This window comes from Pseudomonas sp. B21-041, from assembly GCF_024748675.1.
GTDB classification, from domain to species: Bacteria; Pseudomonadota; Gammaproteobacteria; order Pseudomonadales; family Pseudomonadaceae; genus Aquipseudomonas; species Aquipseudomonas neuropathica.
In genome coordinates this window covers 95,163-115,964 of sequence record NZ_CP087175.1, presented here as the reverse complement: position 1 = coordinate 115,964, position 20,802 = coordinate 95,163, and the positions used below count along the sequence as shown (strand labels likewise).

25 protein-coding genes are annotated in these 20,802 nt (G+C 59.1%); 16 read left to right on the top strand and 9 right to left on the bottom strand.

What is annotated here, in order from left to right:
• Positions 1-15: 15 nt before the first annotated feature.
• The 7 genes from LOY43_RS00570 to LOY43_RS00540 all read left to right on the top strand — a co-directional run bounded on the left by LOY43_RS00570 (position 16) and on the right by LOY43_RS00540 (position 5,715).
• Positions 16-1,509, top strand: coding sequence for an acetyl-CoA hydrolase/transferase family protein (locus LOY43_RS00570; protein WP_258709048.1), 1,494 nt, complete (start codon positions 16-18; stop codon positions 1,507-1,509).
• Between the two features lie 321 nt (positions 1,510-1,830).
• Entirely contained in the window at positions 1,831-2,046 is a 216-nt protein-coding gene (locus tag LOY43_RS00565; protein WP_007911656.1) for a DUF1127 domain-containing protein, read from the top strand.
• Between the two features lie 259 nt (positions 2,047-2,305).
• Positions 2,306-2,515 carry a DUF1127 domain-containing protein gene (locus LOY43_RS00560; protein WP_095049510.1) on the top strand — a complete coding sequence of 70 codons (210 nt, stop codon included), beginning with the start codon at positions 2,306-2,308 and terminating at the stop codon, positions 2,513-2,515.
• Between the two features lie 135 nt (positions 2,516-2,650).
• Entirely contained in the window at positions 2,651-2,968 is a 318-nt protein-coding gene (locus tag LOY43_RS00555) for a DUF2388 domain-containing protein (RefSeq protein ID WP_007911658.1), read from the top strand.
• A gap of 107 nt (positions 2,969-3,075) precedes the next feature.
• Positions 3,076-3,393, top strand: coding sequence for a DUF2388 domain-containing protein (locus tag LOY43_RS00550; RefSeq protein ID WP_093429472.1), 318 nt, complete (start codon positions 3,076-3,078; stop codon positions 3,391-3,393).
• A 43-nt stretch (positions 3,394-3,436) separates the two neighbouring features.
• Positions 3,437-3,757, top strand: a complete 321-nt coding sequence (locus tag LOY43_RS00545) for a DUF2388 domain-containing protein (RefSeq protein WP_007911662.1) — start codon at positions 3,437-3,439, stop codon at positions 3,755-3,757.
• Entirely contained in the window at positions 3,754-5,715 is a 1,962-nt protein-coding gene (locus LOY43_RS00540) for a DUF4105 domain-containing protein (RefSeq protein WP_258709047.1), read from the top strand. The genes LOY43_RS00545 and LOY43_RS00540 overlap by 4 nt, the downstream gene beginning before the upstream one ends.
• Positions 5,716-5,762: 47 nt before the next feature.
• On the opposite strand, the gene LOY43_RS00535 is transcribed toward LOY43_RS00540, so the two are convergent.
• From LOY43_RS00535 to trpB, 3 genes are all read right to left on the bottom strand, one after another.
• Positions 5,763-6,218: an anti-virulence regulator CigR family protein gene (locus LOY43_RS00535; protein WP_095125107.1), complete on the bottom strand. Its 456-nt coding sequence runs from the start codon at positions 6,216-6,218 to the stop codon at positions 5,763-5,765.
• 122 nt (positions 6,219-6,340) lie between these two features.
• Entirely contained in the window at positions 6,341-7,153 is an 813-nt protein-coding gene (trpA, locus tag LOY43_RS00530; protein ID WP_220557254.1) for a tryptophan synthase subunit alpha, read from the bottom strand.
• Positions 7,153-8,385 (bottom strand): tryptophan synthase subunit beta, encoded by a 1,233-nt coding sequence (gene trpB, locus LOY43_RS00525; RefSeq protein WP_095049514.1) that lies wholly within the window; start codon positions 8,383-8,385, stop codon positions 7,153-7,155. The genes trpA and trpB overlap by 1 nt, the downstream gene beginning before the upstream one ends.
• A 114-nt stretch (positions 8,386-8,499) precedes the next feature.
• Here trpB and LOY43_RS00520 point away from each other — a divergent pair, with 114 nt between their 5' ends.
• Entirely contained in the window at positions 8,500-9,417 is a 918-nt protein-coding gene (locus LOY43_RS00520; protein WP_095049515.1) for a LysR family transcriptional regulator, read from the top strand.
• On the opposite strand, the gene LOY43_RS00515 is transcribed toward LOY43_RS00520, so the two are convergent.
• Positions 9,390-9,716, bottom strand: coding sequence for a YqjD family protein (locus LOY43_RS00515; RefSeq protein ID WP_007911686.1), 327 nt, complete (start codon positions 9,714-9,716; stop codon positions 9,390-9,392). The two genes, LOY43_RS00520 and LOY43_RS00515, sit on opposite strands and share 28 nt — an antisense overlap.
• 157 nt (positions 9,717-9,873) lie before the next feature.
• On the opposite strand from LOY43_RS00515, the gene LOY43_RS00510 reads away from it, so the two are divergent.
• Both LOY43_RS00510 and LOY43_RS00505 read left to right on the top strand, forming a co-directional pair.
• On the top strand, positions 9,874-10,089 hold the full coding sequence (locus LOY43_RS00510; protein ID WP_007911688.1) for a dodecin: 216 nt from the start codon (positions 9,874-9,876) through the stop codon (positions 10,087-10,089).
• Between the two features lie 127 nt (positions 10,090-10,216).
• The gene (locus LOY43_RS00505; RefSeq protein ID WP_007911690.1) at positions 10,217-10,441 is read left to right on the top strand and encodes a DUF1161 domain-containing protein; all 225 of its coding nucleotides are present in this window, start codon (positions 10,217-10,219) and stop codon (positions 10,439-10,441) included.
• 252 nt (positions 10,442-10,693) lie between these two features.
• Here the strand turns inward: LOY43_RS00505 and LOY43_RS00500 are convergent, their stop codons facing one another.
• Positions 10,694-11,695 (bottom strand): LLM class flavin-dependent oxidoreductase, encoded by a 1,002-nt coding sequence (locus LOY43_RS00500; RefSeq protein ID WP_034152274.1) that lies wholly within the window; start codon positions 11,693-11,695, stop codon positions 10,694-10,696.
• Between the two features lie 242 nt (positions 11,696-11,937).
• Between LOY43_RS00500 and LOY43_RS00495 the strand changes: the two genes are divergently transcribed.
• A complete protein-coding gene (locus tag LOY43_RS00495) occupies positions 11,938-12,369 on the top strand; it encodes an OsmC family protein (RefSeq protein WP_034152273.1) in 432 nt (143 codons plus the stop codon).
• Between the two features lie 259 nt (positions 12,370-12,628).
• Positions 12,629-12,868, top strand: a complete 240-nt coding sequence (locus LOY43_RS00490) for a DUF1161 domain-containing protein (protein ID WP_093429479.1) — start codon at positions 12,629-12,631, stop codon at positions 12,866-12,868.
• Positions 12,869-12,874: 6 nt separating this feature from the next.
• On the opposite strand, the gene LOY43_RS00485 is transcribed toward LOY43_RS00490, so the two are convergent.
• Together LOY43_RS00485 and LOY43_RS00480 are read right to left on the bottom strand one after the other, a co-directional pair.
• Complete coding sequence (locus LOY43_RS00485; protein ID WP_095049516.1) at positions 12,875-13,294, bottom strand: hypothetical protein; 420 nt, start codon at positions 13,292-13,294, stop codon at positions 12,875-12,877.
• A gap of 40 nt (positions 13,295-13,334) precedes the next feature.
• Positions 13,335-13,757 carry a hypothetical protein gene (locus LOY43_RS00480; RefSeq protein ID WP_034152270.1) on the bottom strand — a complete coding sequence of 141 codons (423 nt, stop codon included), beginning with the start codon at positions 13,755-13,757 and terminating at the stop codon, positions 13,335-13,337.
• A gap of 59 nt (positions 13,758-13,816) precedes the next feature.
• Between LOY43_RS00480 and LOY43_RS00475 the strand changes: the two genes are divergently transcribed.
• Positions 13,817-14,953 (top strand): aminopeptidase, encoded by a 1,137-nt coding sequence (locus LOY43_RS00475; RefSeq protein ID WP_258709046.1) that lies wholly within the window; start codon positions 13,817-13,819, stop codon positions 14,951-14,953.
• A 54-nt stretch (positions 14,954-15,007) separates the two neighbouring features.
• On the opposite strand, the gene LOY43_RS00470 is transcribed toward LOY43_RS00475, so the two are convergent.
• Positions 15,008-15,658: an HAD family hydrolase gene (locus tag LOY43_RS00470; RefSeq protein ID WP_095049518.1), complete on the bottom strand. Its 651-nt coding sequence runs from the start codon at positions 15,656-15,658 to the stop codon at positions 15,008-15,010.
• A 28-nt stretch (positions 15,659-15,686) separates the two neighbouring features.
• The gene (locus tag LOY43_RS00465; protein WP_095049519.1) at positions 15,687-16,232 is read right to left on the bottom strand and encodes a gamma carbonic anhydrase family protein; all 546 of its coding nucleotides are present in this window, start codon (positions 16,230-16,232) and stop codon (positions 15,687-15,689) included.
• Positions 16,233-16,320: 88 nt separating this feature from the next.
• Here LOY43_RS00465 and prlC point away from each other — a divergent pair, with 88 nt between their 5' ends.
• The 3 genes from prlC (at position 16,321) to LOY43_RS00450 (ending at position 20,799) form a co-directional block, all read left to right on the top strand.
• On the top strand, positions 16,321-18,372 hold the full coding sequence (gene prlC / locus LOY43_RS00460; RefSeq protein ID WP_258709045.1) for an oligopeptidase A: 2,052 nt from the start codon (positions 16,321-16,323) through the stop codon (positions 18,370-18,372).
• A complete protein-coding gene (locus LOY43_RS00455) occupies positions 18,369-18,662 on the top strand; it encodes a YheV family putative zinc ribbon protein (protein ID WP_258709044.1) in 294 nt (97 codons plus the stop codon). The genes prlC and LOY43_RS00455 overlap by 4 nt, the downstream gene beginning before the upstream one ends.
• 112 nt (positions 18,663-18,774) lie before the next feature.
• Positions 18,775-20,799, top strand: coding sequence for a M3 family metallopeptidase (locus LOY43_RS00450; protein ID WP_095125102.1), 2,025 nt, complete (start codon positions 18,775-18,777; stop codon positions 20,797-20,799).
• The last annotated feature ends 3 nt before the right edge of the window (positions 20,800-20,802 follow it).

The window sequence follows — 20,802 nt, the reverse complement described above, 5'->3', positions numbered from 1 at the left end:
CCGAGATAATAATCCATGTACCGTGACCGTATTCGCCTGCCTTCGTTGTTGGATAAAGTGATGAGCGCCGCCGACGCAGCCGCTTTGATTGAGGACGGCATGACCGTCGGCATGAGCGGTTTCACCCGCGCCGGCGAAGCCAAAGCAGTCCCTCACGCACTGGCCGAGCGGGCCAAGGTCACGCCGCTGAAGATCAGCCTGATGACCGGCGCCAGCCTGGGCAACGACCTCGACAAGCAACTGACCGAAGCCGGCGTGCTGTCGCGTCGCATGCCGTTCCAGGTCGACAGCACCCTGCGCAAGGCGATCAATGCCGGCCAGGTTATGTTTATCGACCAGCATCTGTCGGAAACCGTCGAGCAACTGCGCAACCAACAACTGAAGCTGCCGGACATCGCGGTCATCGAAGCCGTGGCCATCACCGAGCAAGGCCACATCGTGCCGACCACCTCGGTGGGCAACTCGGCGAGCTTCGCGATTTTCGCCAAACAGGTAATCGTCGAAATCAATATGGCGCACAACGCCAACCTCGAAGGCCTGCATGACATCTATATCCCGACTTACCGCCCGACGCGCACGCCGATCCCGCTGGTAAAAGTCGATGATCGCATCGGCAGCACCGCGATTCCGATTCCGCCGGAGAAGATTGTCGCCATCGTCATCACTCAGCAGGCCGATTCGCCGTCTACCGTGTCGTCGCCGGACGTCGACACCAACGCCATTGCCGATCACCTGATCACCTTCTTCAAGCAGGAAGTCGACGCCGGGCGCATGACCAACAAGCTCGGCCCGTTGCAGGCGGGGATCGGCAACATTGCCAACGCGGTGATGTGCGGTCTGATCGATTCGCCGTTTGAAGACCTGACGATGTACTCCGAAGTGCTGCAGGATTCGACCTTCGATCTGATCGACGCCGGCAAGCTGAGCTTTGCGTCGGGTAGCTCGATCACCCTGTCGGAACGCCGCAACAGCGACGTGTTCGGCAATCTGGAGAAGTACAAGGACAAACTGGTGCTGCGTCCGCAGGAAATCTCCAACCACCCGGAAGTGGTGCGCCGCCTAGGCATCATCGGGATCAACACGGCGCTGGAGTTCGACATCTACGGCAACGTCAACTCCACCCACGTTTGCGGCACGCGGATGATGAACGGCATCGGCGGTTCCGGCGACTTCGCGCGTAACGCGCATCTGGCGGTGTTCGTGACCAAGTCGATCGCCAAGGGCGGCGCGATTTCCAGCGTGGTGCCGATGGTCAGCCACGTTGACCACACCGAGCACGATGTCGACATTCTGGTGACCGAAGTTGGGCTGGCTGACTTGCGCGGCCTGGCGCCACGGGAACGGGCGCGGGTGATCATCGATAACTGTGTGCACCCGGACTTCCGTCAAGCGCTGGATGATTACTTCACGAAGGCCTGTGCAATTGGTGGCCATACCCCACACATTCTGCGTGAAGCGTTGAGCTGGCATGTGAACCTGGAAGAAACCGGGCGCATGCTTGCGGTGTAATTCACACAGATAAACCGTTGGCGCAAACACAGTTTGCGTCAGCGGATTGTTGTAATCTTAAAAGCTTACAAAAACTGTACTGCTGTACTGGTCTTTTCCTACAGCTTTTGCCTACCTTTTTCCTCGAATCGAGCAATAACGCACCACTTAAGTGCGGACAGGTACAGTTTGCTCGTTTTTGACCCGTACACCCCCTATAAACAGTTAACTGGTCACTCACAATACAGTTGAACTGTATCTAGAGAGACTTGGCAAACGAGAGGATCATGGGCACCAGTCAAACCACTACCTGATCCCGCCACAAGCGGAAGGATGTCAACCATGGAACGTACACTCAGTTCCGAACTGTTCTTCGAAGACAAAGCTGTAAACACCCAGGCTTCCCTGCCTCTGCGCGTTATCGCCAACCTGATGTTGTGGCAGCGCCGCATCTCCAGCCGCCATCAACTGGCTCGCCTGGATTCGCGTTTGCTGGCTGACGCCGGTATCAGCGAAGCACAACGCTACGAAGAGCTGAGCAAGCCGTTCTGGCGCTAAGTAGCGTCGCTGGCTCTGGTCGTTAGACCCACCGCCAGCAACCCGAATTGAACAAACGAAACCCGTCGTGGGAAACCACGACGGGTTTCGTCGTTTTGGGGGGGGTTTAAGTCTCTATACAGCTGGCTTTATCACAGGCAGGTACAGTTTATTAGAATCGCTACCTGAACCAGTACAATTTGCCTCTTCTGTATCTGCCTATTCCTCTGTCGCAGGCTCAACATGACCTTCCGCCTTCACCGGCAATAAGGAATACGTCATGAATGACTTACAGGATGTTTCAGAAAGCTTCAGCCAACCCTACCCTCGCCCAAACGCTCTGCGTCGCCTGTTTCTCGGACTTCGGGACAGCCTGGCACGCGCCAAAACGCGGCAACTGCTGGCTCAACTGGATGGCCGTGACCTCGCCGATCTTGGCCTCAGCCACGCCGATCGCCTGCATGAACTGGATAAACCCTTCTGGCGCTAGCATTCTGCCCACTGTGCGAATCCCGCAAAGCAGGCCTAATATCCACACAGAACGTGGCGAATGTTGTGTCACTGGCGTCTGACTCCTCAGATACCGAGCCACCTCTCAATACGGTTTATCCATAGGAGTTACACCATGTCCCGTCTTCGTCTGCTCAGCGCTGCCGCCCTGTTGGCCGTGGCTGCCAACGCCAGCGCCACCAGTTTCATCGTCACCACCGACGCCGTTGTCGGTGCACTGAAGTCCTCGTCCGACGCGACTTCCGACGTCACCTCCTCCTTCCGTGACGACAAGATCGTGCTCGCCGCCCGTGACGATGCCGCCAGCTTCGTCGCCAGCGAAGGTGAAATCCGTGGGGTGAAACTGGAAAGCGCGCTGGATCACATCCGTCACCAGGCGCCACAGCTGCAAGCCACTGACGCACAACTGGCTCAAGCTATTCTGACGATCTAAACGATCGCAGCCATGCGGGACACGCCAGGCGTGTCCCGATGTTTCGGCGCTGGCTCTGGCCCGGGCATTGCGCTAGCCTTTGGGCTCACTAAAAATTACCGAGTCCGATGCGCTTTCTTCCAAATCTACTGATTCCCTCCGTATTGTTCACCGCCTGCTGGGCGACATCGGTCGATGCCTTTGATGCTTTCAATGCGTCGACGCAAGGCACCGTCGTCAGTGGTTACGCCACCAGCATGGTGTCTTCCGCACCGTTCGACCGTAAACTGCTGCTCGCGGCCCACGATGATGCCGCAGCTTTTGTTGCCAGTGACGGTGAATGGCGAGGTGCTCGACTGGAATCCGCGCTGCATTACCTGCGCAAAACCCGGCCGAAACTTCATGTCAGCGACCTTGAACTGGCAGAGGCAATTCTCGTCCAATAGTTATCCTGTACCCCTGTTATCCTTGCCCTTCCGGAGTCGTTCCATGCGTAGCCCGCTGATTGCTGCCGCCCTTGGCCTGTTTTTGTTGGCCGACGTGGCCCAGGCGCACACCCTGGTAGCCACCAGTAACATCATCGTTCGTGCCTCCCAGCGCACTATCGATTTCACTTCCGACACCACCACGTCGATCCGCGATTCGAAAATCATCCGCGAAGCACACGATGATGCCGCCAGTTTCGTCGCCACTAACGGTGATATCCGTGGCGCGCATCTGGAAGCCGCGCTCAACACCCTGCGCACCCGTGTGCCGGAAGCGCGCGACGCCAGCGATCAGGTTCTCGCCGAAGCCATCCTCGCACTGTGAAGTCACTCGGCACCTGGCTGCTGGTCGGGGCGTTGTTGCTGCTTGGCAACAGCGCCCACGCCGGCCTGCAATTGCGGCTCAAGACCGACGGTCTGAGCCCTGCCCAACAACAGGCCAGCCAGGCGCTGATCGATGAGGCGATGCAAAAGCTGCCGCCGAGCTTTATCGAGCGGCTGGATCGGCGCATCGATGTCGGCTGGACCGACGACATGCCCGCCAACGCCTACGGCCAGGCAACGCTCGTTGCCGAACTCGATTTGAATCGCAAACTGCTGGCCAGCCTCACTGACGGCAGTGCAGCCAAAGAAAAAACCAATCGCCCCCACGGCACTGTGCGCCAGGAATTGCTCGCCACGGTGTTGCACGAAATTACCCACATTTATGATCGCGCGCGCCTGTGGCCGACTGCCGAGCGCACGCTAATCCAGCGCTGCACCCGCCGCTTCAACAGCGCCGGGCTGATCGGCATTCCCGATGAGTGTCGCGGGCAGAACGGCCGGCGTTTCACCCTCAGTGATGACCCGCGCCTGCTCGATCTCGCCGGTTGGCAGCAATACGTCGGTCGTCGGGGTGAGCGTGAACAGCACAACCGCCAGATCGCCCGCAGCCCGGACCTGTACGAAATCTCCAGCCCGAAGGAGTTTGTCGCGGTCAACATGGAGTATTTCCTCCTCGACCCGAGCTATGCCTGCCGTCGCCCGGCGCTGTATCGCTATTACCAGGAGCACTTCGGCTGGGCACCGCCGGCCAAGGACACCTGCAGCAAGACCTTCTCCTTTTTGAATGCCGGTAACGACTTCGCCAAGCAACCCTTGGGGCAAGTTGATCCGGAACGGGTTTACGCCGTCGATTACCTGTTGGCCGAAGCCAATCAGAACTGGGTCAGCCGCTGGGGCCACAGCATGTTGCGTCTGGTGATTTGCGCGCCGGGCCGCCCGCGTGGGCCGGATTGCCGGCTCGATCTGGATCAGCATCTGGTGCTGTCCTACCGCGCCTTTGTCGGCGATGTGCAGCTGTCGAGCTGGGACGGACTGGTCGGCAAATACCCATCGCGATTGTTCGTGCTGCCGCTCGCGCAGGTCATCGACGAATACACCAAGACCGAATTGCGCAGCCTTGCTTCCGTGCCGCTGAACCTGTCACGGGACGAGATCGAAGGCGTGGTCGAGCACGCGGCCGAAATGCATTGGAGCTACGACGGCAACTACTTCTTCCTCTCCAACAACTGCGCGGTGGAAGGTCTGAAGCTGTTGCGCAGCGGCAGTAACAACAACCAGTTCGTGGGTCTGGACAGCATCATGCCCAACGGTTTGCTGGAAGTGATGAAGGGCCGTGGTCTGGCGGACACCAGTGTGCTGGATGATCCGAAAGAAGCCCTGCGCCTGGGTTACCGCTTCGACTCGTTCCGCGATCGCTATCAGGCGATGTTCGATGTGCTGAAGAAGCAATTGCCGATCAAGCAGAATACCGTTGAGGAATGGCTTTCACTGACAGCCGAAGAACGCCGCGAGTGGTTCGAACGCGCCGACTTGCGTACCAGCGCCGCGCTGCTGTTGCTGGAGCAAGCCAGCTATCGCCGCCAATTGCTGCTGGCGCAGGATGAGGTGAAGCAGCGTTACCTCGGCGCGCGGGAACTGGAAAACGGCGGGATGGATAAAGCCAACGCGACCTTGCAGGAAATTCTCGCCAACAGCGGGTTCCTCAGTCGTCCGGCGGAATTGCTCGATTCCAAGGGTTACGGACTGCCCCAGCCGACCGAGTTCAGTCGACTCGAAGCGGAGAGCAGTCAGCGGCAGAAGAAGCTGCTGGCACTGTCCGGAGATCTGGATGCAGAAGTGCGTAAGTTACTGGAGCCCAAGCGGGCTGCGGAAATTGCGGCCAGTGAGGAGAACGTGAAGCAGATCGGCGCGCATTTACGAAAATTGCACAAGGCCTCGGGCGGACTGGAATTGCCCTGAAAAAAAGATCGCAGCCCTTGGCTGCGATCTTTTTTATTGCCAGCAGATCAATACAAAACGCCATCGAGAATTTCGTAGACGATCCCGGTGCCCACCGCGATCAGCACGATATCACCCCCCGCCCGGCGCCATTCGTAACCCGGGTACACCGGCAGACGACCTAACGCCCGATTATCCAGACGCTCGCCGTAATAGCCGTGCGGCAACGGCCGGCCACGCTCCAGATGGATCCCCGGAGGCGGCGGCGCACCGCGTACAAAGTAGCCATGATTGTCACGAATGGTCTGGCGCACCGGGCCAAAATCGCGCGGGGGCGGGCCACCACGGTGGTCGTTCTGTGGGCCACGGTGGTCGTCACCGTGATTATCGCCGCGGTTATCGTGCTGGCCCTGTTGCGGGCCGCCGTGATCATGATCGTCGCGCGGATCGGCGCTGGCCAGCAGCGGTGTCGCGCTGATCATCAGCACGCCCAGTCCGGCCATCAGACGTTTCGGCATTTTCATCGGGTCTTTCCTCACGGCACAAACAGCAAAAAGGGACTCAGAACCTGGTTCTGAATCCCTCGGTCTTGCTGGATTAGTCTGTGCCGCGAGGTGCTAATTCCTCTGTATCAGGAACTTTACCTTTAGCTGACGCGGGCCTTACGCACGCCTTCGGAGAGAGCCGAGCACAGGCTCAGCACGCCGTCGATGGCCTGGTCGGGTGTGGTCGCGTTGGCGATGTGATCGATCAATGCCGAACCCACCACCACACCGTCGGCCAAACGCGCGATGGACGCCGCCTGCTCCGGCGTACGGATGCCGAAACCGATGCTGATCGGCAGATCGGTATGACGACGCAGACGGGTCACCGCCTCTTCAACGTGCTCCAGCGTCGCCGCGCCGGCACCGGTCACACCGGCGACCGACACGTAGTAAACGAAACCGGAACTGCCGTTGAGCACCTTCGGCAGACGCGCGTCGTCAGTGGTCGGCGTGGTCAGGCGGATGAAGTCCAGACCCGCAGCCTGCGCCGGGTCGCACAGCTCGGCGTTATGCTCAGGCGGCATGTCGACCACGATCAGACCATCGACGCCGGCCTCTTTCGCATCGGCGATGAAGCGCTCAACGCCATACATATGGATCGGGTTGAAGTAGCCCATCAGCACCAGCGGCGTATCGCTGTTGCCTTCACGGAACTCGCGAACCATTTGCAGGGTTTTCGCCAGGTTCTGTTTGGCGCCCAAGGCACGGATGTTCGCCAGTTGAATCGCCGGGCCGTCGGCCATCGGGTCGGTGAACGGCATGCCCAACTCGATCACGTCGGCGCCGGCGCCCGGCAAGCCTTTGAGGATCGCCAGCGAGGTGTCGTAGTCCGGATCACCGGCGGTGACGAAGGTCACCAGCGCGGCGCGGTTCTGTTCTTTGAGGTCGGCAAAGCGGGTTTGCAGGCGGCTCATCAGTGTTTCTCCTGCTTCGACTGTTCCATATGGTGCATGACGGTCTGCATGTCTTTGTCGCCACGGCCCGACAGGTTGACCACCATCAGGTGATCCTTCGGTAGCTTCGGTGCGCGTTTGAACACTTCAGCCAGGGCGTGGGCGCTTTCCAGGGCAGGAATGATCCCCTCCAGGCGGCAGCATTTGTGGAACGCATCCAGCGCTTCGTCGTCAGTCACCGAGGTGTATTGAACGCGGCCGATGTCATGCAACCAGGCGTGTTCAGGGCCGATGCCTGGGTAATCGAGGCCAGCGGATATCGAGTGGGCGTCGATGATCTGGCCGTCGTCGTCCTGCAGCAGGAAGGTACGGTTGCCGTGCAGCACACCCGGAACGCCGCCATTCAGGCTCGCTGCATGCTTGCCGGTTTCGATGCCGTAACCCGCGGCTTCAACGCCGATGATCTCGACGCTCTTGTCATCAAGGAACGGGTGGAACAGGCCCATGGCGTTAGACCCGCCACCGATGCACGCCACCAGGCTGTCCGGCAGGCGACCTTCCTGAGCCTGCAACTGATCGCGGGTTTCCTTGCCGATCACGGCCTGGAAGTCGCGAACCATCGCTGGGTATGGATGTGGGCCGGCCACGGTGCCGATCAGGTAAAAGGTGTTGTCGACGTTGGTCACCCAGTCACGCAGGGCTTCATTCATCGCATCTTTCAGGGTGCCGGTGCCAGCCACCACCGGGATCACTTCAGCGCCCAGCAACTTCATGCGGAACACGTTGGCCTGCTGACGTTCGATGTCAGTGGTGCCCATGTAGATCACGCAATCCAGACCGAAACGTGCGGCGACGGTGGCAGTGGCCACGCCGTGCATGCCGGCGCCGGTCTCGGCGATGATGCGTTTCTTGCCCATGCGCCGTGCCAGCAGGATCTGGCCGATGCAGTTGTTGATCTTGTGCGCGCCGGTGTGGTTCAGCTCTTCGCGCTTGAGATAAATCTTCGCGCCGCCGCAGAACTCGGTCAGGCGTTCAGCGAAATACAGCGGACTCGGACGGCCGACGTAATCACGCTGGAAGTAGGCCAATTCTTCTTTGAACGCCGGATCTTCCTTGGCCGCTTCGTATTCGCGGGCCAGATCGAGGATCAACGGCATCAGGGTTTCCGCCACGTAGCGGCCACCGAACGAGCCGAACAGGCCGTTGGCGTCAGGGCCGTTACGCAGATCAGAGGTGTTCGAAGTCTGGGTCATGAGTCGCTCCAGGTGAATTCGGGTCAAAAGACAATGACGACCACTCTACCCCTGACCTTCTACGCTGAAAACCGATAAGATCGCCACAACCTGTCAGGAAAACTCACAGATACCATGAGCCACGACCTTCCCCCGCTGAACGCCTTGCGTGCGTTCGAAGCCACCGCCCGGCTGAACAGCGTCAGTCAGGCTGCCGAACAGCTGCACGTCACCCATGGCGCGGTCAGTCGTCAGCTCAAGGTATTGGAAGAACACCTTGGCGTCAGTCTGTTCGTCAAAGATGGGCGCGGCTTGAAACTCACAGATGCCGGCATGCGGTTACGCGATGCAAGTGGCGAGGCGTTTGACCGCTTGCGCAGTGTTTGCGCCGAGCTGACGCAGAGCACCGCCGATGCACCGTTCGTCTTGGGTTGCTCTGGAAGTCTGTTAGCGCGCTGGTTTATTCCGCGTTTGGGGCGATTGAATGCCGATCTGCCGGATTTGCGGCTGCACCTGTCGGCGGGCGAAGGCGATCTCGATCCACGACGCCCGGGGCTGGATGCTTTGCTGCTGTTCGCCGAACCACCGTGGCCGGCGGACATGCAAGTCTATGAACTGGCCGCAGAACGTATCGGCCCGGTGATAAGTCCGCTGTTCAGCGGCTATCAACGTCTGCAAACCGCGCCAGCCTCGGCACTGCTAAACGAACCGTTGCTGCACACCACTTCGCGCCCGCAAGCCTGGCCGAGTTGGGCGCAGCAGAACGCACTCGACGCAAAAGCATTGAAGCTGGGGCAAGGTTTCGAGCATTTGTATTATTTGCTGGAGGCAGCAGTTGCTGGGCTTGGCGTGGCCATCGCGCCGGAGCCGCTAGTGACGGAAGATTTGAAGGCCGGTCGCCTGGTTGCGCCATGGGGCTTTTGTGAAACCCCGGCGCAACTGGCGTTGTGGCTACCCAAGCGCGCCGCAGACGGGCGCGCTCGGCAACTGGCGCAGTGGCTCAAGAACGAACTGCGCCAGACGGATCACTCGCCGCGCTTGAACAGCAAGTAAGCCGCCAGCAGACCGATCGCACCGACGGCCACACCGGCCGTCGTCCATGGATGTTCCTGGGCGTAATCACGGGTGGCGATCCCGGTTTCGCGGGTTTTCACTTTGACTTCTTCATAGGCATCGCTGAGCAGATGGCGCGAGTGCTTCAGCGCACTTTCGGCATTGCTTTTCAGCGCCTTGAGGGTCTTGCGCGACTCGTCCGAAGCGTCGTCTTTCAAGCTTTCCAACGATTTGAGCAGACTCTCGATCTCGGCTTCCATGCTTTGCAACGAGGCTTTACGTAAAGAGGTGTTGGCCATGGTGGCTCTCCTGCATTGGTGATGAGTGGCGTGTGTTGGTTGGGACTTCAGCGGTTTGAGAAAGTGCAGAAAATCTGAACTTCGCCTGCGCGATGCCGCCGAAATCAACAGCGCAGATTCACTGCTAGTCTCAATTCCACACGCCAAGGAGATCGCCATGAGTGACCATCACACGTACAAGAAAGTCGAGCTGGTCGGTTCGTCCGCCAGCAGCATCGAAGACGCCATCAACAACGCGCTGGCCGAAGCCAACAAGAGCATCAAGCATCTTGAGTGGTTTGAAGTGGTCGACACCCGTGGCCACATCAAGGACGGCAAGGCGGCGCACTTTCAGGTGACGCTGAAAGTCGGCTTCCGCATTGCCAGCAGCTGAGTTTGGTCTAGTCTTCTGAACTTGCGCGCTGGCCGAGTGCCATAGGAATGGCAAAGCGCTACAGGGTGAGTGCATCGGGTCAACGCTCGATGCCCGCCTCTTTTAATCCGACCAGGGAGTGCGACCGATGAAGAAGTTCATGTTGGCAGTAGGTTTGTTGAGCCTTGCGGGTGGTGCGTTTGCTGCCGGCAAGCCATGTGAAGAGCTGAAAAGCGAGATTGCGGCGAAGCTGGATGCCAAGGGCGTTTCCGGGTATTCGCTGGAGATTGTCGATAAGGGCGCAGCGGCTGGCGGCGACGTCGTCGGTACCTGCGAAGGTGGCACCAAGGAAATCGTCTACAAGCGCGGTTGAGTGCGCCTGAAATGCAAAAGCCGACGTGAAGGCGTCGGCTTTTTTGTGTTCAGGATTTGGGATTTTTAGTGGATTTGAAATCGAACCCCCTCACCCCAGCCCTCTCCCCCAAAGGGGGCGAGGGGGAAAGGGAGCAGATCGGGGGGCTGTTCAAAACCTGAGTTCGACTCGATTTTTCAGGTCGATGTCGAGCGCGAGAACACCTCAATCAGTCCCCTCTCCCTCCGGGAGAGGGTTAGGGTGAGGGGCTTTTCAGCCCTTCATCACCTGCGCCAACAACTCGTACGAATGCACGCGATCGGCGTGTTCGTAGAGATCACTGGTAAAAATCAGCTCATCCGCCTGGGTCTGCTCAACCAGCACCTCCAGCTTCGCGCGAATCTTCTGCGGGCTACCAACCATCGCCAGACCGAGGAAATCACCCACCGCCTCACGCTCATGGGGCAACCACAAGCCATCCATGGTTTTCACCGGCGGACGCTGCACCAGGCTCTGCCCACGCATCAACGCGAGAATGCGCTGGTACACCGAAGTCGCCAGGTAATCGGCTTGCTCATCAGTATCGGCGGCCACCAGCGGCACGCCGAGCATCACGTACGGCTTGTCGAGCACCGCCGAGGGTTTGAAGTGATTGCGATAAACGCGAATCGCCTCGTGCATGAAACGCGGGGCGAAGTGCGAGGCGAAGGCGTAAGGCAAGCCGCGCTCACCGGCCAGTTGCGCACTGAACAGGCTGGAACCGAGCAGCCAGATCGGCACATTGGTGCCGGTGCCCGGCATTGCAATCACACGTTGATCTGGCGTACGTGGGCCGAGGTAACGCACCAGTTCGGCGACGTCTTCCGGGAAGTCATCAGCACTGCCGGAGCGTTCACGGCGCAACGCCCGAGCAGTCATTTGATCGGAGCCGGGCGCGCGGCCCAGGCCGAGATCGATCCGTCCCGGATAGAGACTTTCGAGGGTGCCGAACTGCTCGGCGATCACCAGCGGCGCATGGTTGGGCAGCATCACGCCGCCGGAGCCAACGCGGATGGTCGACGTTCCGCCCGCCAGATAACCCAGCAGCACCGACGTTGCCGAACTGGCAATGCCGTCCATGTTGTGGTGTTCGGCCACCCAGAACCGCGTGTAGCCAAATTTCTCGACGTGCTGCGCCAAATCCAGCGAGTTGCGCAGCGATTGCGCCGGGCTGCCGTTCTCGCGCACCGGCACCAGATCGAGGGTGGAAAATTTTACGTCGGACAGTTGCTTCATAAACCTGCGTCTCCGAGTGAGGAGGCAGGTTCTTCTTGCAAACGAAAACCTGCCGAATCCATAAGCGTGTTTTGTGCAATGAGGGCATATACCCGAGTTTCAATAGCAGTGATGAAATTTCCTACTAAAAAAGTCAACGATTCAGCCGGGCTGAACTTTGCTGCGGCGTCTATCCTCAGAAGCCTTGCAAGCAAAAACCACGACGACGCGGCGTTTCCGCGTCAGATCTTGAGGAGGCAGACATGGCTATCGTGAAGAAAGCATCCGCACATTGGGCAGGCGATCTGAAAACCGGCATCGGCTCGATCTCCACTGAAACCGGTGTCCTCAGAGAAGCGCCCTACGGTTTCAAGGCGCGCTTTGAGGGCGGCAAAGGTACCAACCCGGAGGAGCTGATCGGCGCGGCGCATGCCGGCTGCTTCTCCATGGCGTTTTCGATGATTCTGGGCGATGCGGGCCTGAAGGCCGACAGCATTGATACCCAGGCTGAAGTGACTCTCGATCAGGTGGATGGCGGGTTCGCGATCACCGCGGTGAAGCTGATCCTCAAGGCGAAAATCCCTGGGGCGACGCAGGCGCAGTTTGAAGAGCTGAGCAACAAGGCCAAGGAAGGGTGCCCGGTCTCGAAAGTGCTGAATGCGAAGATTACGCTTGAGGCTTCGCTGGTCAGTTGATTCGACTCTGACTGGTCTGTCGCTATCGCGAGCAGGCTCACTCCTACAGTTGATCTCCAGCGAACACAATTATTGTGGGCGTCGAAGATCCCCTGTAGGAGTGAGCCTGCTCGCGATAGCCATCTGCAGATCACCCAAGGTTTGAAACCTTCAGCACAAGTTGTGAGCGAAGTCAGAACCCTCGCTGTAAAAGTATGGTCGAATAAATGACAGCAGCTTCAGCGCACGCCCGTGCGCGCTGCCTCAGGGAGCTTCACTCATGAAACGTATTGGCTTGGCGATTCTCTGCAGTGCACTGGCCACTTCTGTCATTGCGGCACCCAAAGACTGTGAAGAACTGAAAAAAGAAATCGAAGTAAAGATTCAGGCCAAAGCCGTGCCCTCCTACACGCTGGAAATCGTCAGCAAGAAAGAGGCTGCAAAACACGATATCGCCATGGTTGTCGGCACTTGCGATTATGGCCGCAAGAAAATCATCTATCAGAAGAACGACAGCTGAGTCACCTCAGATAATGCAGTTGTAGTCGTAATCCTCGGCGACGATTTCACGCTTGGCGTTATACAGCCGGGCGCTCGGTGTGAACCCCAGCGAACGCCCTTCCAGCACATAACGCTGCCCGGCCTCGAAATGGTCGTAGCGGATGTACAGGTAGCACAGCCGCTCTACGGGGCCAGTCATCAGGGCGCCACCACCGCCAAACACTTCGAAATCAAACCGCACGCGCAATTCGTGGCTGCCCGGGGTGACCTGAAAGTAGCGCCCGTCATTCAGTCGCTGTTTGTCGAGGCGCTCGGCCATCAGCACTTTACCGCCGGGTGTCGGCGTCGAAAAATCGACCCAGGCCATCTGCGGATCGACCGGGGGCAATGGCGTCTGACAACCGGCCACAAGAGTAGCAACGAGCAACAACAGCAACTGGCGCATGACGAATATCCACTGATCTGAATACTCAGCATAGCGCCGTTCAGGTGCGCTGACAGCCTGCCGGCGTGCCCTGGCCTACCACTTTGCGCTGCTCGTCATAGAGCTTGGCCCAAGGCCGGAAACCAATACTGCCGGCCTGCAACTGATAACGCTGGCCGGCGTTGAAGTCCTTGAATTTCACGCTCAACTGGCAATCGCGCCACAGCGGCTCAGCGTCAGGACCGATGTTGGTCGCCTCGACCGGGAATTGATAACGCACCTTCAACTCATGGCTGCCGGGCTGTACTTCGAAGTAGCGTTTGTCGGCAGTCGCTTGGGTATCGACCTGCAGCGCTTGCAGCGCCGTGTCCTGCTGCCGGGCATCAAGATCGATCCAGGCTTGCGAAGGGTCAGGATCGGGCATTCCGAATCCGGCACAACCGGCCAGCGTCAGCAGGCCTCCTGACAGCATCAACATGCGCATAGCGGTGCTCCTTAAGGCGGGATAGTCTTGCGGGCAGACTCTCCGGGGGATTTCTTATTTTGAGCAGGCCGTTTCCAAGCCTTGGGTTACTTGATCGCGTTTTTCGGATTTTGTTTCCGGGTGTGATGTTTTTGTTGCTCAACGGTTGCGCCAGCGTCAGCTATTACACGCAGTTGGCCAGCGGCCAACTGCAATTGCTGCGGGCGCGCGAGCCTGTGGAAAAGGTGATCAACGATCCGAGCCGCGACGCCACTCTGCGCACCCACTTGGCGCAGTCGCAAAAGGCCCGTACCTTTGCCAGCGAGCATCTGCATTTGCCGGATAACCAGAGCTATCGCCTGTACGCCGACATCCATCGCCCGTACGTGGTGTGGAATGTGTTCGCCACTCAAGAGTTCTCCCTGACACCGCAGAACCATTGCTTCCCGATTGCCGGCTGCGTGGCCTATCGCGGTTATTACAGCCAGAGCGCGGCGCGCGGTGAAGCGGCGATCCAGCGATTGCAGGGCATGGACGTATCGATTGGCGGCGTCGAGGCCTATTCGACGCTCGGCTGGTTCAATGACCCGATTCTTAATTCGATGATGGGCTGGGGCGACGAGCGCCTGGCCACGCTGATCTTTCATGAGCTGGCGCATCAGCGCTTTTATGTGAAAGACGACACCGAATTCAACGAATCCTTCGCCACGTTTGTCGAGCAGGAAGGCACGCGGCAGTGGCGAGCATTTCGCGGGTTGCCGGTGGATACCGATTCGCGGCTCAAACAACGCGATCAGTTTATTGAGTTGGTGCTCGAAACCCGCTCACGGCTGGAGAAGTTGTATGCGCAGCCATTACCGGCGGAGCAGATGCGCGAACGCAAAGCGGCAGAGTTCGAACGGTTTCGCCGGGATTATCGGCTGATGAAAGACAGCCAGTGGGCCGGGGACAAGCGTTATGACGCCTGGGTGAATGCGCCGCTGAACAATGCGCGATTGCTGCCGTTTGGGCTGTATGACCAGTGGGTGCCGGCGTTTGCGGCGTTGTTCAAAAAGGTCGGGGGGGATTGGCTGAGATTTTATGCTGAGGTAGAGCGGTTGGGTGGGTTACCGGTGACTGAGCGTAAAGCGGCACTGAAAGCATTGGCAGATGATGAGATATCAGTGGCTGATCTGGCCTCATCGCTGGCAAGCCAGCTCCCACAGGGACAGCGGTGAGCCTGAGCACATCGCTCACCTGTGGGAGCTGGCTTGCCAGCGAAGGCGTACTGATCAGCGCCGCAGAAACGCCTGATGCAACTCGTCCAGCGTTTCAAAGTGATAAGCCGGCGCCTCGGCACTCAACTCTTCGAAACTGCCAAACCCATAACCGACCGCCGCCGCATCCAGCCCATTGCTGCGCGCCCCGATCAGATCATGTTTACGGTCACCGATCATCAACGTATTCGCCGGGTCCAGCCCTTCTTCCTTGATCAGATGCGCAATCAACTCAACCTTGTTGGTCCGTGTGCCATCCAGCTCACTGCCGTAAATCACCTTGAAGTGCCGGGCAAAATCAAAATGCCGGGCAATCTCGCGGGCAAATTCCCACGGCTTCGAGGTGGCGATATACAGCTGCCGGCCTTGGCCACTGAGGGTTTCCAGCAACGGCGTGACGCCATCGAACACACGGTTCTCGTACAGGCCCGTCACTTTGAAGCGCTCGCGATAGAAATTCACCGCCTGCCATGCCTTGGCCTCATCGAATCCGTAAAACTGCATGAACGCCTGCAATAACGGCGGGCCGATGAAGTGTTCCAGCTTGGTCAAGTCCGGCTCATCGATGCCGAGCTTGGCGAGGGCGAACTGGATGGAACGGGTGATGCCCTCACGCGGGTCGGTCAGGGTGCCATCGAGGTCGAACAGTACGGTCTGGTAATGCATGAGAAATCCTGAGCAGGTGTAAGGCAATTCAGAGCTGGTCGTAACCTTCGGCAAGATGCAGGTCCTTGAGCTTCACGTAGTTCGCCGCGCTGTAAGTGAAGAAGGCTTTTTCCTTGTCGGTGAGTTCTCGCACCTGTTTCACCGGGCTACCCACATAGAGGAAGCCGCTTTGCAGATGCTTGCCCGGTGGCACAAGGCTGCCGGCGCCAATGATCACATCGTCCTCGACCACCGCGCCGTCCATGACAATGCTGCCCATGCCGATCAACACGCGGCTGCCAACACTGCAGCCATGCAGCATGACTTTGTGGGCGATGGTGACGTCATCGCCGATCAGCAGCGGGAAGCCGTCGGGGTTGAACGGGCCGGCGTGGGTGATGTGCAGCACGCAACCGTCCTGGACGCTGGTGCGCGCACCTATACGAATGCGGTGCATGTCGCCACGGATCACGGTCAGCGGCCAGACAGAGCTGTCTTCACCGATTTCGACGTCGCCGATGACCACCGCCGAGCCGTCGACAAACGCGCCTTTGCAAAGGCTTGGGGTGTGATTCTGGTACTTGCGAACGGACACGATAATTTCTCTCTCTGTCGCCGATAGCTGCGGTGAATGTCGATTGTAATTAAGATGGGGCAATGTTTCCCCAGCCAAGGTGCCAACCGTGAGCGTGAACAACCCTCTGCTGCAGTCCTACGACCTGCCACCGTTCTCCACGATCCGTGCCGAACACGTCCTGCCCGCCATCGAAACGATCCTGGCCGACAACCGCGCCGCCATTGCCGAAATCCTCAAGACTCAGGTTCAGAACCCGACTTGGTCCGGCCTGGTACTGGCGATGGACGAACTTAATGATCGCCTCGGTGCTGCCTGGAGCCCGGTCAGCCACCTCAACGCCGTGTGCAACAGCGCCGAACTGCGCGAAGCCTACGAGTCGTGCCTGCCAGCCCTGAGCGCCTACTCCACCGAGATGGGCCAGAACCGCGAGCTGTTCCAGGCTTATGAAGCGCTGGCCAACAGTCCGGAAGCCGCCGGTTTCGACGTGGCGCAAAAGACTATTCTGGAACACGCCCTACGTGATTTCCGTCTGTCGGGTATCGACCTTCCGGAAGCCGAGCAGAAACGCTACGCCGAAGTGCAGAGCAAACTGTCCGAGCTGGGCAGCCGTTTCTCCAATCAACTGCTCGACGCCACTCAGGCGTGGACCAAGCACGTCAGCGACGAAGCCGCCCTCGCCGGCCTGACCGATTCGGCCAAGGCGCAAATGGCTGCTGCCGCACAAGCCAAAGGCCTCGACGGCTGGCTGATCACCCTGGAATTCCCGAGCTACTACGCTGTGATGACCTACGCGCAAGACCGCGCCCTGCGTGAAGAAGTCTACGCCGCCTACTGCACCCGCGCCTCGGATCAAGGCCCGAACGCCGGTCAGCACGACAACGGCCCGGTGATGGAAGAGATCCTCGACCTGCGCCAGGAACTCGCCAAACTCTTGGGCTTCGCCAGTTTCTCCGAGCTGAGCCTGGCCACCAAAATGGCCGAGTCCAGCGATCAGGTGTTGAGCTTCCTGCGCGATCTGGCCAAGCGCAGCAAGCCGTTCGCTGCGCAGGATCTGCAACAGCTGCGCGCCTACGCCGCCGAACAGGGCTGCGCCGACCTGCAAAGCTGGGACAGCGGCTTCTACGGTGAAAAGCTGCGTGAACAACGTTACAGCGTTGCTCAGGAAACCCTGCGCGCCTACTTCCCGATCGACAAAGTGCTAAGCGGCCTGTTCGCCATCGTTCAGCGTCTATACGGCATCGAAATCGCTGAACAGAAAGGTTTCGACACCTGGCATCCGGACGTGCGCCTGTTCGAAATCAAGGAAAACGGCCAGCACGTCGGCCGCTTCTTCTTCGACCTCTATGCCCGCGCCAACAAGCGTGGCGGTGCGTGGATGGACGGCGCCCGCGACCGTCGCCGCACGGTTGATGGCGTACTGCAAAGCCCGGTGGCCAACTTGGTGTGCAACTTCACCCCGGCCGACAGCGGTAAGCCTGCGCTGCTGACCCACGATGAAGTGACCACGCTGTTCCACGAATTCGGCCATGGCCTGCATCACCTGCTGACCCGCGTGGATCACGCTGGTGTTTCCGGGATCAACGGCGTGGCGTGGGATGCGGTCGAGCTGCCGAGCCAATTCATGGAAAACTGGTGCTGGGAACCGGAAGGCCTCGCACTGATTTCCGGTCACTACGAAAGCGGCGAGCCGCTGCCCCAGGACCTGCTGGAAAAAATGCTCGCGGCGAAGAATTTCCAGTCGGGCCTGATGATGGTCCGCCAACTCGAGTTCTCGCTGTTCGACTTCGAACTGCATGCCACCCACGGCGACGGCCGTAGCGTGCTGCAAGTGCTCGAAGGCGTGCGTGGCGAGGTATCGGTGATGCGTCCGCCGGCCTACAACCGCTTCCCGAACAGCTTCGCGCACATCTTCGCCGGTGGCTACGCGGCGGGTTATTACAGCTACAAGTGGGCTGAAGTACTGTCGGCGGATGCATTCTCCAAGTTTGAAGAGGACGGCGTGCTCAACGCTGAAACCGGCCGGGCTTTCCGCGAAGCGATTCTGGCGCGCGGCGGTTCGCAGGCACCGATGGTGCTGTTCGTCGACTTCCGTGGCCGTGAGCCATCGATTGACGCACTCTTGCGCCACAGCGGCCTGAGTGAGGACGCGGCAGCATGAGTGAGGCACCTGTGATTACCAAGAAACGCTTTATCGCCGGGGCGGTCTGCCCGGCGTGCAGCGAGCCGGACAAGTTGATGATGTGGAACGAAGACAGCGTGCCGCACCGTGAGTGTGTGGCCTGCGGTTACTCGGACACGCTCAACGAGCAAGGGCTGTCGGTACCGAAAGAGCTGGGCACGCGGGTCAACACCAGCGCGCTGAACAAACCTGCGCCGGACAAGACCCTGCAGGCGGTGCAGTTTTTTCCCAACCCGAAACTGAAAAAGAAACCTGACCAGCCCAATTGAGCTGTGGCTACTTCGCACCGAATCAACGGTGCGAGGTGGTATCTATGTAATGCCTTGCCCTTGCGCTTTCTCCGTAGGCTGATTTTTTCAGCCTACGGTCAAGGAAGACGCGATGCCCCCTACCAATCCCCTGCTACAACGCTGGCAACTGCCGGCCTGGTCCGACGTAAAGGCCGAGCACCTGGCACCCGCCATCAATGCCATCGTGGCCGATAACCAGCGGATCATCGCCGAAGTGATCGCCACCCAGACCGACCACCCCAACTGGGATGATCTGGTGATAGCCGTCGCCGAAGCCGACGCACGGCTCGCTGAAACCATGGTTCTCATCGACGTGCTCTCGACGGTCAAAAGTGCTGATGTCGACTGGGTAGAGCAGAGCGCCCTGTGCAGTATTACTGCGGCACGCTATCGGGTGCAGAAGTCTGCCAACCTGGAGCTCTATCACACCTATCAACGTCTGCAGCAGAGTTCGATCGCCGACAGCTTCGATGACTTTCGCAAAGCGTCGTTAGCCAAGACCCTGCGCTCTTTTCGTCTGTCGGGCATCGAATTGCCCGCCGAACAGCGCCAGCGGTTAACCTCGATAAACCTCGACATCGAGCTTCAGGAGCAATTGTTCCAAATCAATCTGGAGCGCAGCAATGCCGCCTGGAGCAAGCAGATTGACCAATCGGCGACGCTCGACGGCCTGTCAGCCGCGTTCAAGGATCGGCTGGCGCTCAATGCGCGTCGAACGGGAAAAAGCGGCTGGTTGCTGACGCTGGATCGCAACACTTACGAATACATCATGAAAAATGCGCGAGACCGGAGTTTGCGCGAAGAGTATTTCCGCGCTTATTGCACCCGGGCCTCGGATCAAGGACCGCATGCTCTTCAGTTCGACAACGGTCCGGTTTTGCAAAAGTTACTCGGGTTACGCCATGAAAAAGCCAGGTTGCTGGGTTTCGAGAGCTTCGCCCAACTGCGGCTTGCAAATCACATGGCCACCTCACCCACTCAGGTCGAACATTTTTTAAAGCAACAGATCGAGCAAAATCGTGCCGCACTGGATCAGGACATGCAGGCGCTGCAAGCATTCGCCGCAACGCAGGGCGTCGCAGAACTGCAGGCCTGGGATTTCGAGTTTTTTGCTGAGCAATTACGCCAGCTACGCTCGGCGAGCACACTGAAAGGACTTCGCGAGTATTTCCCGCTAGATGAAACGCTACGCCGGTTCTGCCAGTTCAATGAATACCTGTTCGGTATCAAATTGGCCGAGCAACAAGACCTAAGCAATTGGCACGAGGAGGTGCGGCTGTTTGAAGTCAGCGAATACGATCAGGTGATGGGGTACATCTACTTTGATCCGTTTCATCGTGAGGACGGCCCCGACTTTGCCTTGACCAATACCGTGCGCAACCGACGAATCAATGCCGAGGGCCGGCCGGCCCTGCCGATTGCCATCCTTCACTGCAACTTCCCGCCCGCGACCAGCGAGTATCCCTGCCTGCTTTCACACAAGAACCTGCGCGTGCTATTCCACGAGTTCGGGCATTGCCTGCAACAGGTGCTGACCCGCTCGCCCCACCACAACCTGTCGGGGATCTCGCAACTGGCGCGCGATACAGGTGAGTTCGCCGGGCAACTGTTCGAGCAATTGAGCCTTTCAGAGGAACTGCTTCAGTGGCTGTCAGCACATTACAAAACCCGCGCGCCGCTAAGCCGCACACGGCTAACGTCAGCACTGGCCGCGATCGCGACGCACACCAGTCGCGATACCGCCACGCTGCTGCTTGAGTCTTTACTCGATCTTGAATTGCACCGTAGCGAGGAAAATGGCCGAAACGCGCAATCGTGCTTCGAAGCGGTGCTGCAAAAAATTCCGCAGCTGCAATTACCCGCCTATTGCCGCTTTGCCAACAGTTTCGATTATCTGGTGACCGGTTACGAAGCCTCGGTCTACGCCTACAAGTGGTCAGGCGTATTGGCCAGCAAAGCGTTCAAGCGCTTTGGGCGTGATGGGATATTCAATACGCAAACCGGCCGGGAACTGCGTGAAGCGTTCTTCTCCGGTGATTCGACTTCGCTGCTCAGCGCGCTGGAGACCTTTATGGGTCAGCCGGTGGCTGCTGATCTGGCAGCGCAACCGGACTGACGC

What these genes read in the sequence shown, in the direction of transcription:
- LOY43_RS00570 (WP_258709048.1), top strand. Translation starts at nt 16, where the DNA reads ATGTACCGTGACCGTATTCGCCTGCCTTCGTTGTTGGATAAAGTGATG.
- LOY43_RS00565 (WP_007911656.1), top strand. Translation starts at nt 1,831, where the DNA reads ATGGAACGTACACTCAGTTCCGAACTGTTCTTCGAAGACAAAGCTGTA.
- LOY43_RS00560 (WP_095049510.1), top strand. Translation starts at nt 2,306, where the DNA reads ATGAATGACTTACAGGATGTTTCAGAAAGCTTCAGCCAACCCTACCCT.
- LOY43_RS00555 (WP_007911658.1), top strand. Translation starts at nt 2,651, where the DNA reads ATGTCCCGTCTTCGTCTGCTCAGCGCTGCCGCCCTGTTGGCCGTGGCT.
- LOY43_RS00550 (WP_093429472.1), top strand. Translation starts at nt 3,076, where the DNA reads ATGCGCTTTCTTCCAAATCTACTGATTCCCTCCGTATTGTTCACCGCC.
- LOY43_RS00545 (WP_007911662.1), top strand. Translation starts at nt 3,437, where the DNA reads ATGCGTAGCCCGCTGATTGCTGCCGCCCTTGGCCTGTTTTTGTTGGCC.
- LOY43_RS00535 (WP_095125107.1), bottom strand. Translation starts at nt 6,218, where the DNA reads ATGAAAATGCCGAAACGTCTGATGGCCGGACTGGGCGTGCTGATGATC.
- trpA (WP_220557254.1), bottom strand. Translation starts at nt 7,153, where the DNA reads ATGAGCCGCCTGCAAACCCGCTTTGCCGACCTCAAAGAACAGAACCGC.
- trpB (WP_095049514.1), bottom strand. Translation starts at nt 8,385, where the DNA reads ATGACCCAGACTTCGAACACCTCTGATCTGCGTAACGGCCCTGACGCC.
- LOY43_RS00520 (WP_095049515.1), top strand. Translation starts at nt 8,500, where the DNA reads ATGAGCCACGACCTTCCCCCGCTGAACGCCTTGCGTGCGTTCGAAGCC.
- LOY43_RS00515 (WP_007911686.1), bottom strand. Translation starts at nt 9,716, where the DNA reads ATGGCCAACACCTCTTTACGTAAAGCCTCGTTGCAAAGCATGGAAGCC.
- LOY43_RS00510 (WP_007911688.1), top strand. Translation starts at nt 9,874, where the DNA reads ATGAGTGACCATCACACGTACAAGAAAGTCGAGCTGGTCGGTTCGTCC.
- LOY43_RS00505 (WP_007911690.1), top strand. Translation starts at nt 10,217, where the DNA reads ATGAAGAAGTTCATGTTGGCAGTAGGTTTGTTGAGCCTTGCGGGTGGT.
- LOY43_RS00500 (WP_034152274.1), bottom strand. Translation starts at nt 11,695, where the DNA reads ATGAAGCAACTGTCCGACGTAAAATTTTCCACCCTCGATCTGGTGCCG.
- LOY43_RS00495 (WP_034152273.1), top strand. Translation starts at nt 11,938, where the DNA reads ATGGCTATCGTGAAGAAAGCATCCGCACATTGGGCAGGCGATCTGAAA.
- LOY43_RS00490 (WP_093429479.1), top strand. Translation starts at nt 12,629, where the DNA reads ATGAAACGTATTGGCTTGGCGATTCTCTGCAGTGCACTGGCCACTTCT.
- LOY43_RS00485 (WP_095049516.1), bottom strand. Translation starts at nt 13,294, where the DNA reads ATGCGCCAGTTGCTGTTGTTGCTCGTTGCTACTCTTGTGGCCGGTTGT.
- LOY43_RS00480 (WP_034152270.1), bottom strand. Translation starts at nt 13,757, where the DNA reads ATGCGCATGTTGATGCTGTCAGGAGGCCTGCTGACGCTGGCCGGTTGT.
- LOY43_RS00470 (WP_095049518.1), bottom strand. Translation starts at nt 15,658, where the DNA reads ATGCATTACCAGACCGTACTGTTCGACCTCGATGGCACCCTGACCGAC.
- LOY43_RS00455 (WP_258709044.1), top strand. Translation starts at nt 18,369, where the DNA reads ATGAGTGAGGCACCTGTGATTACCAAGAAACGCTTTATCGCCGGGGCG.
- LOY43_RS00450 (WP_095125102.1), top strand. Translation starts at nt 18,775, where the DNA reads ATGCCCCCTACCAATCCCCTGCTACAACGCTGGCAACTGCCGGCCTGG.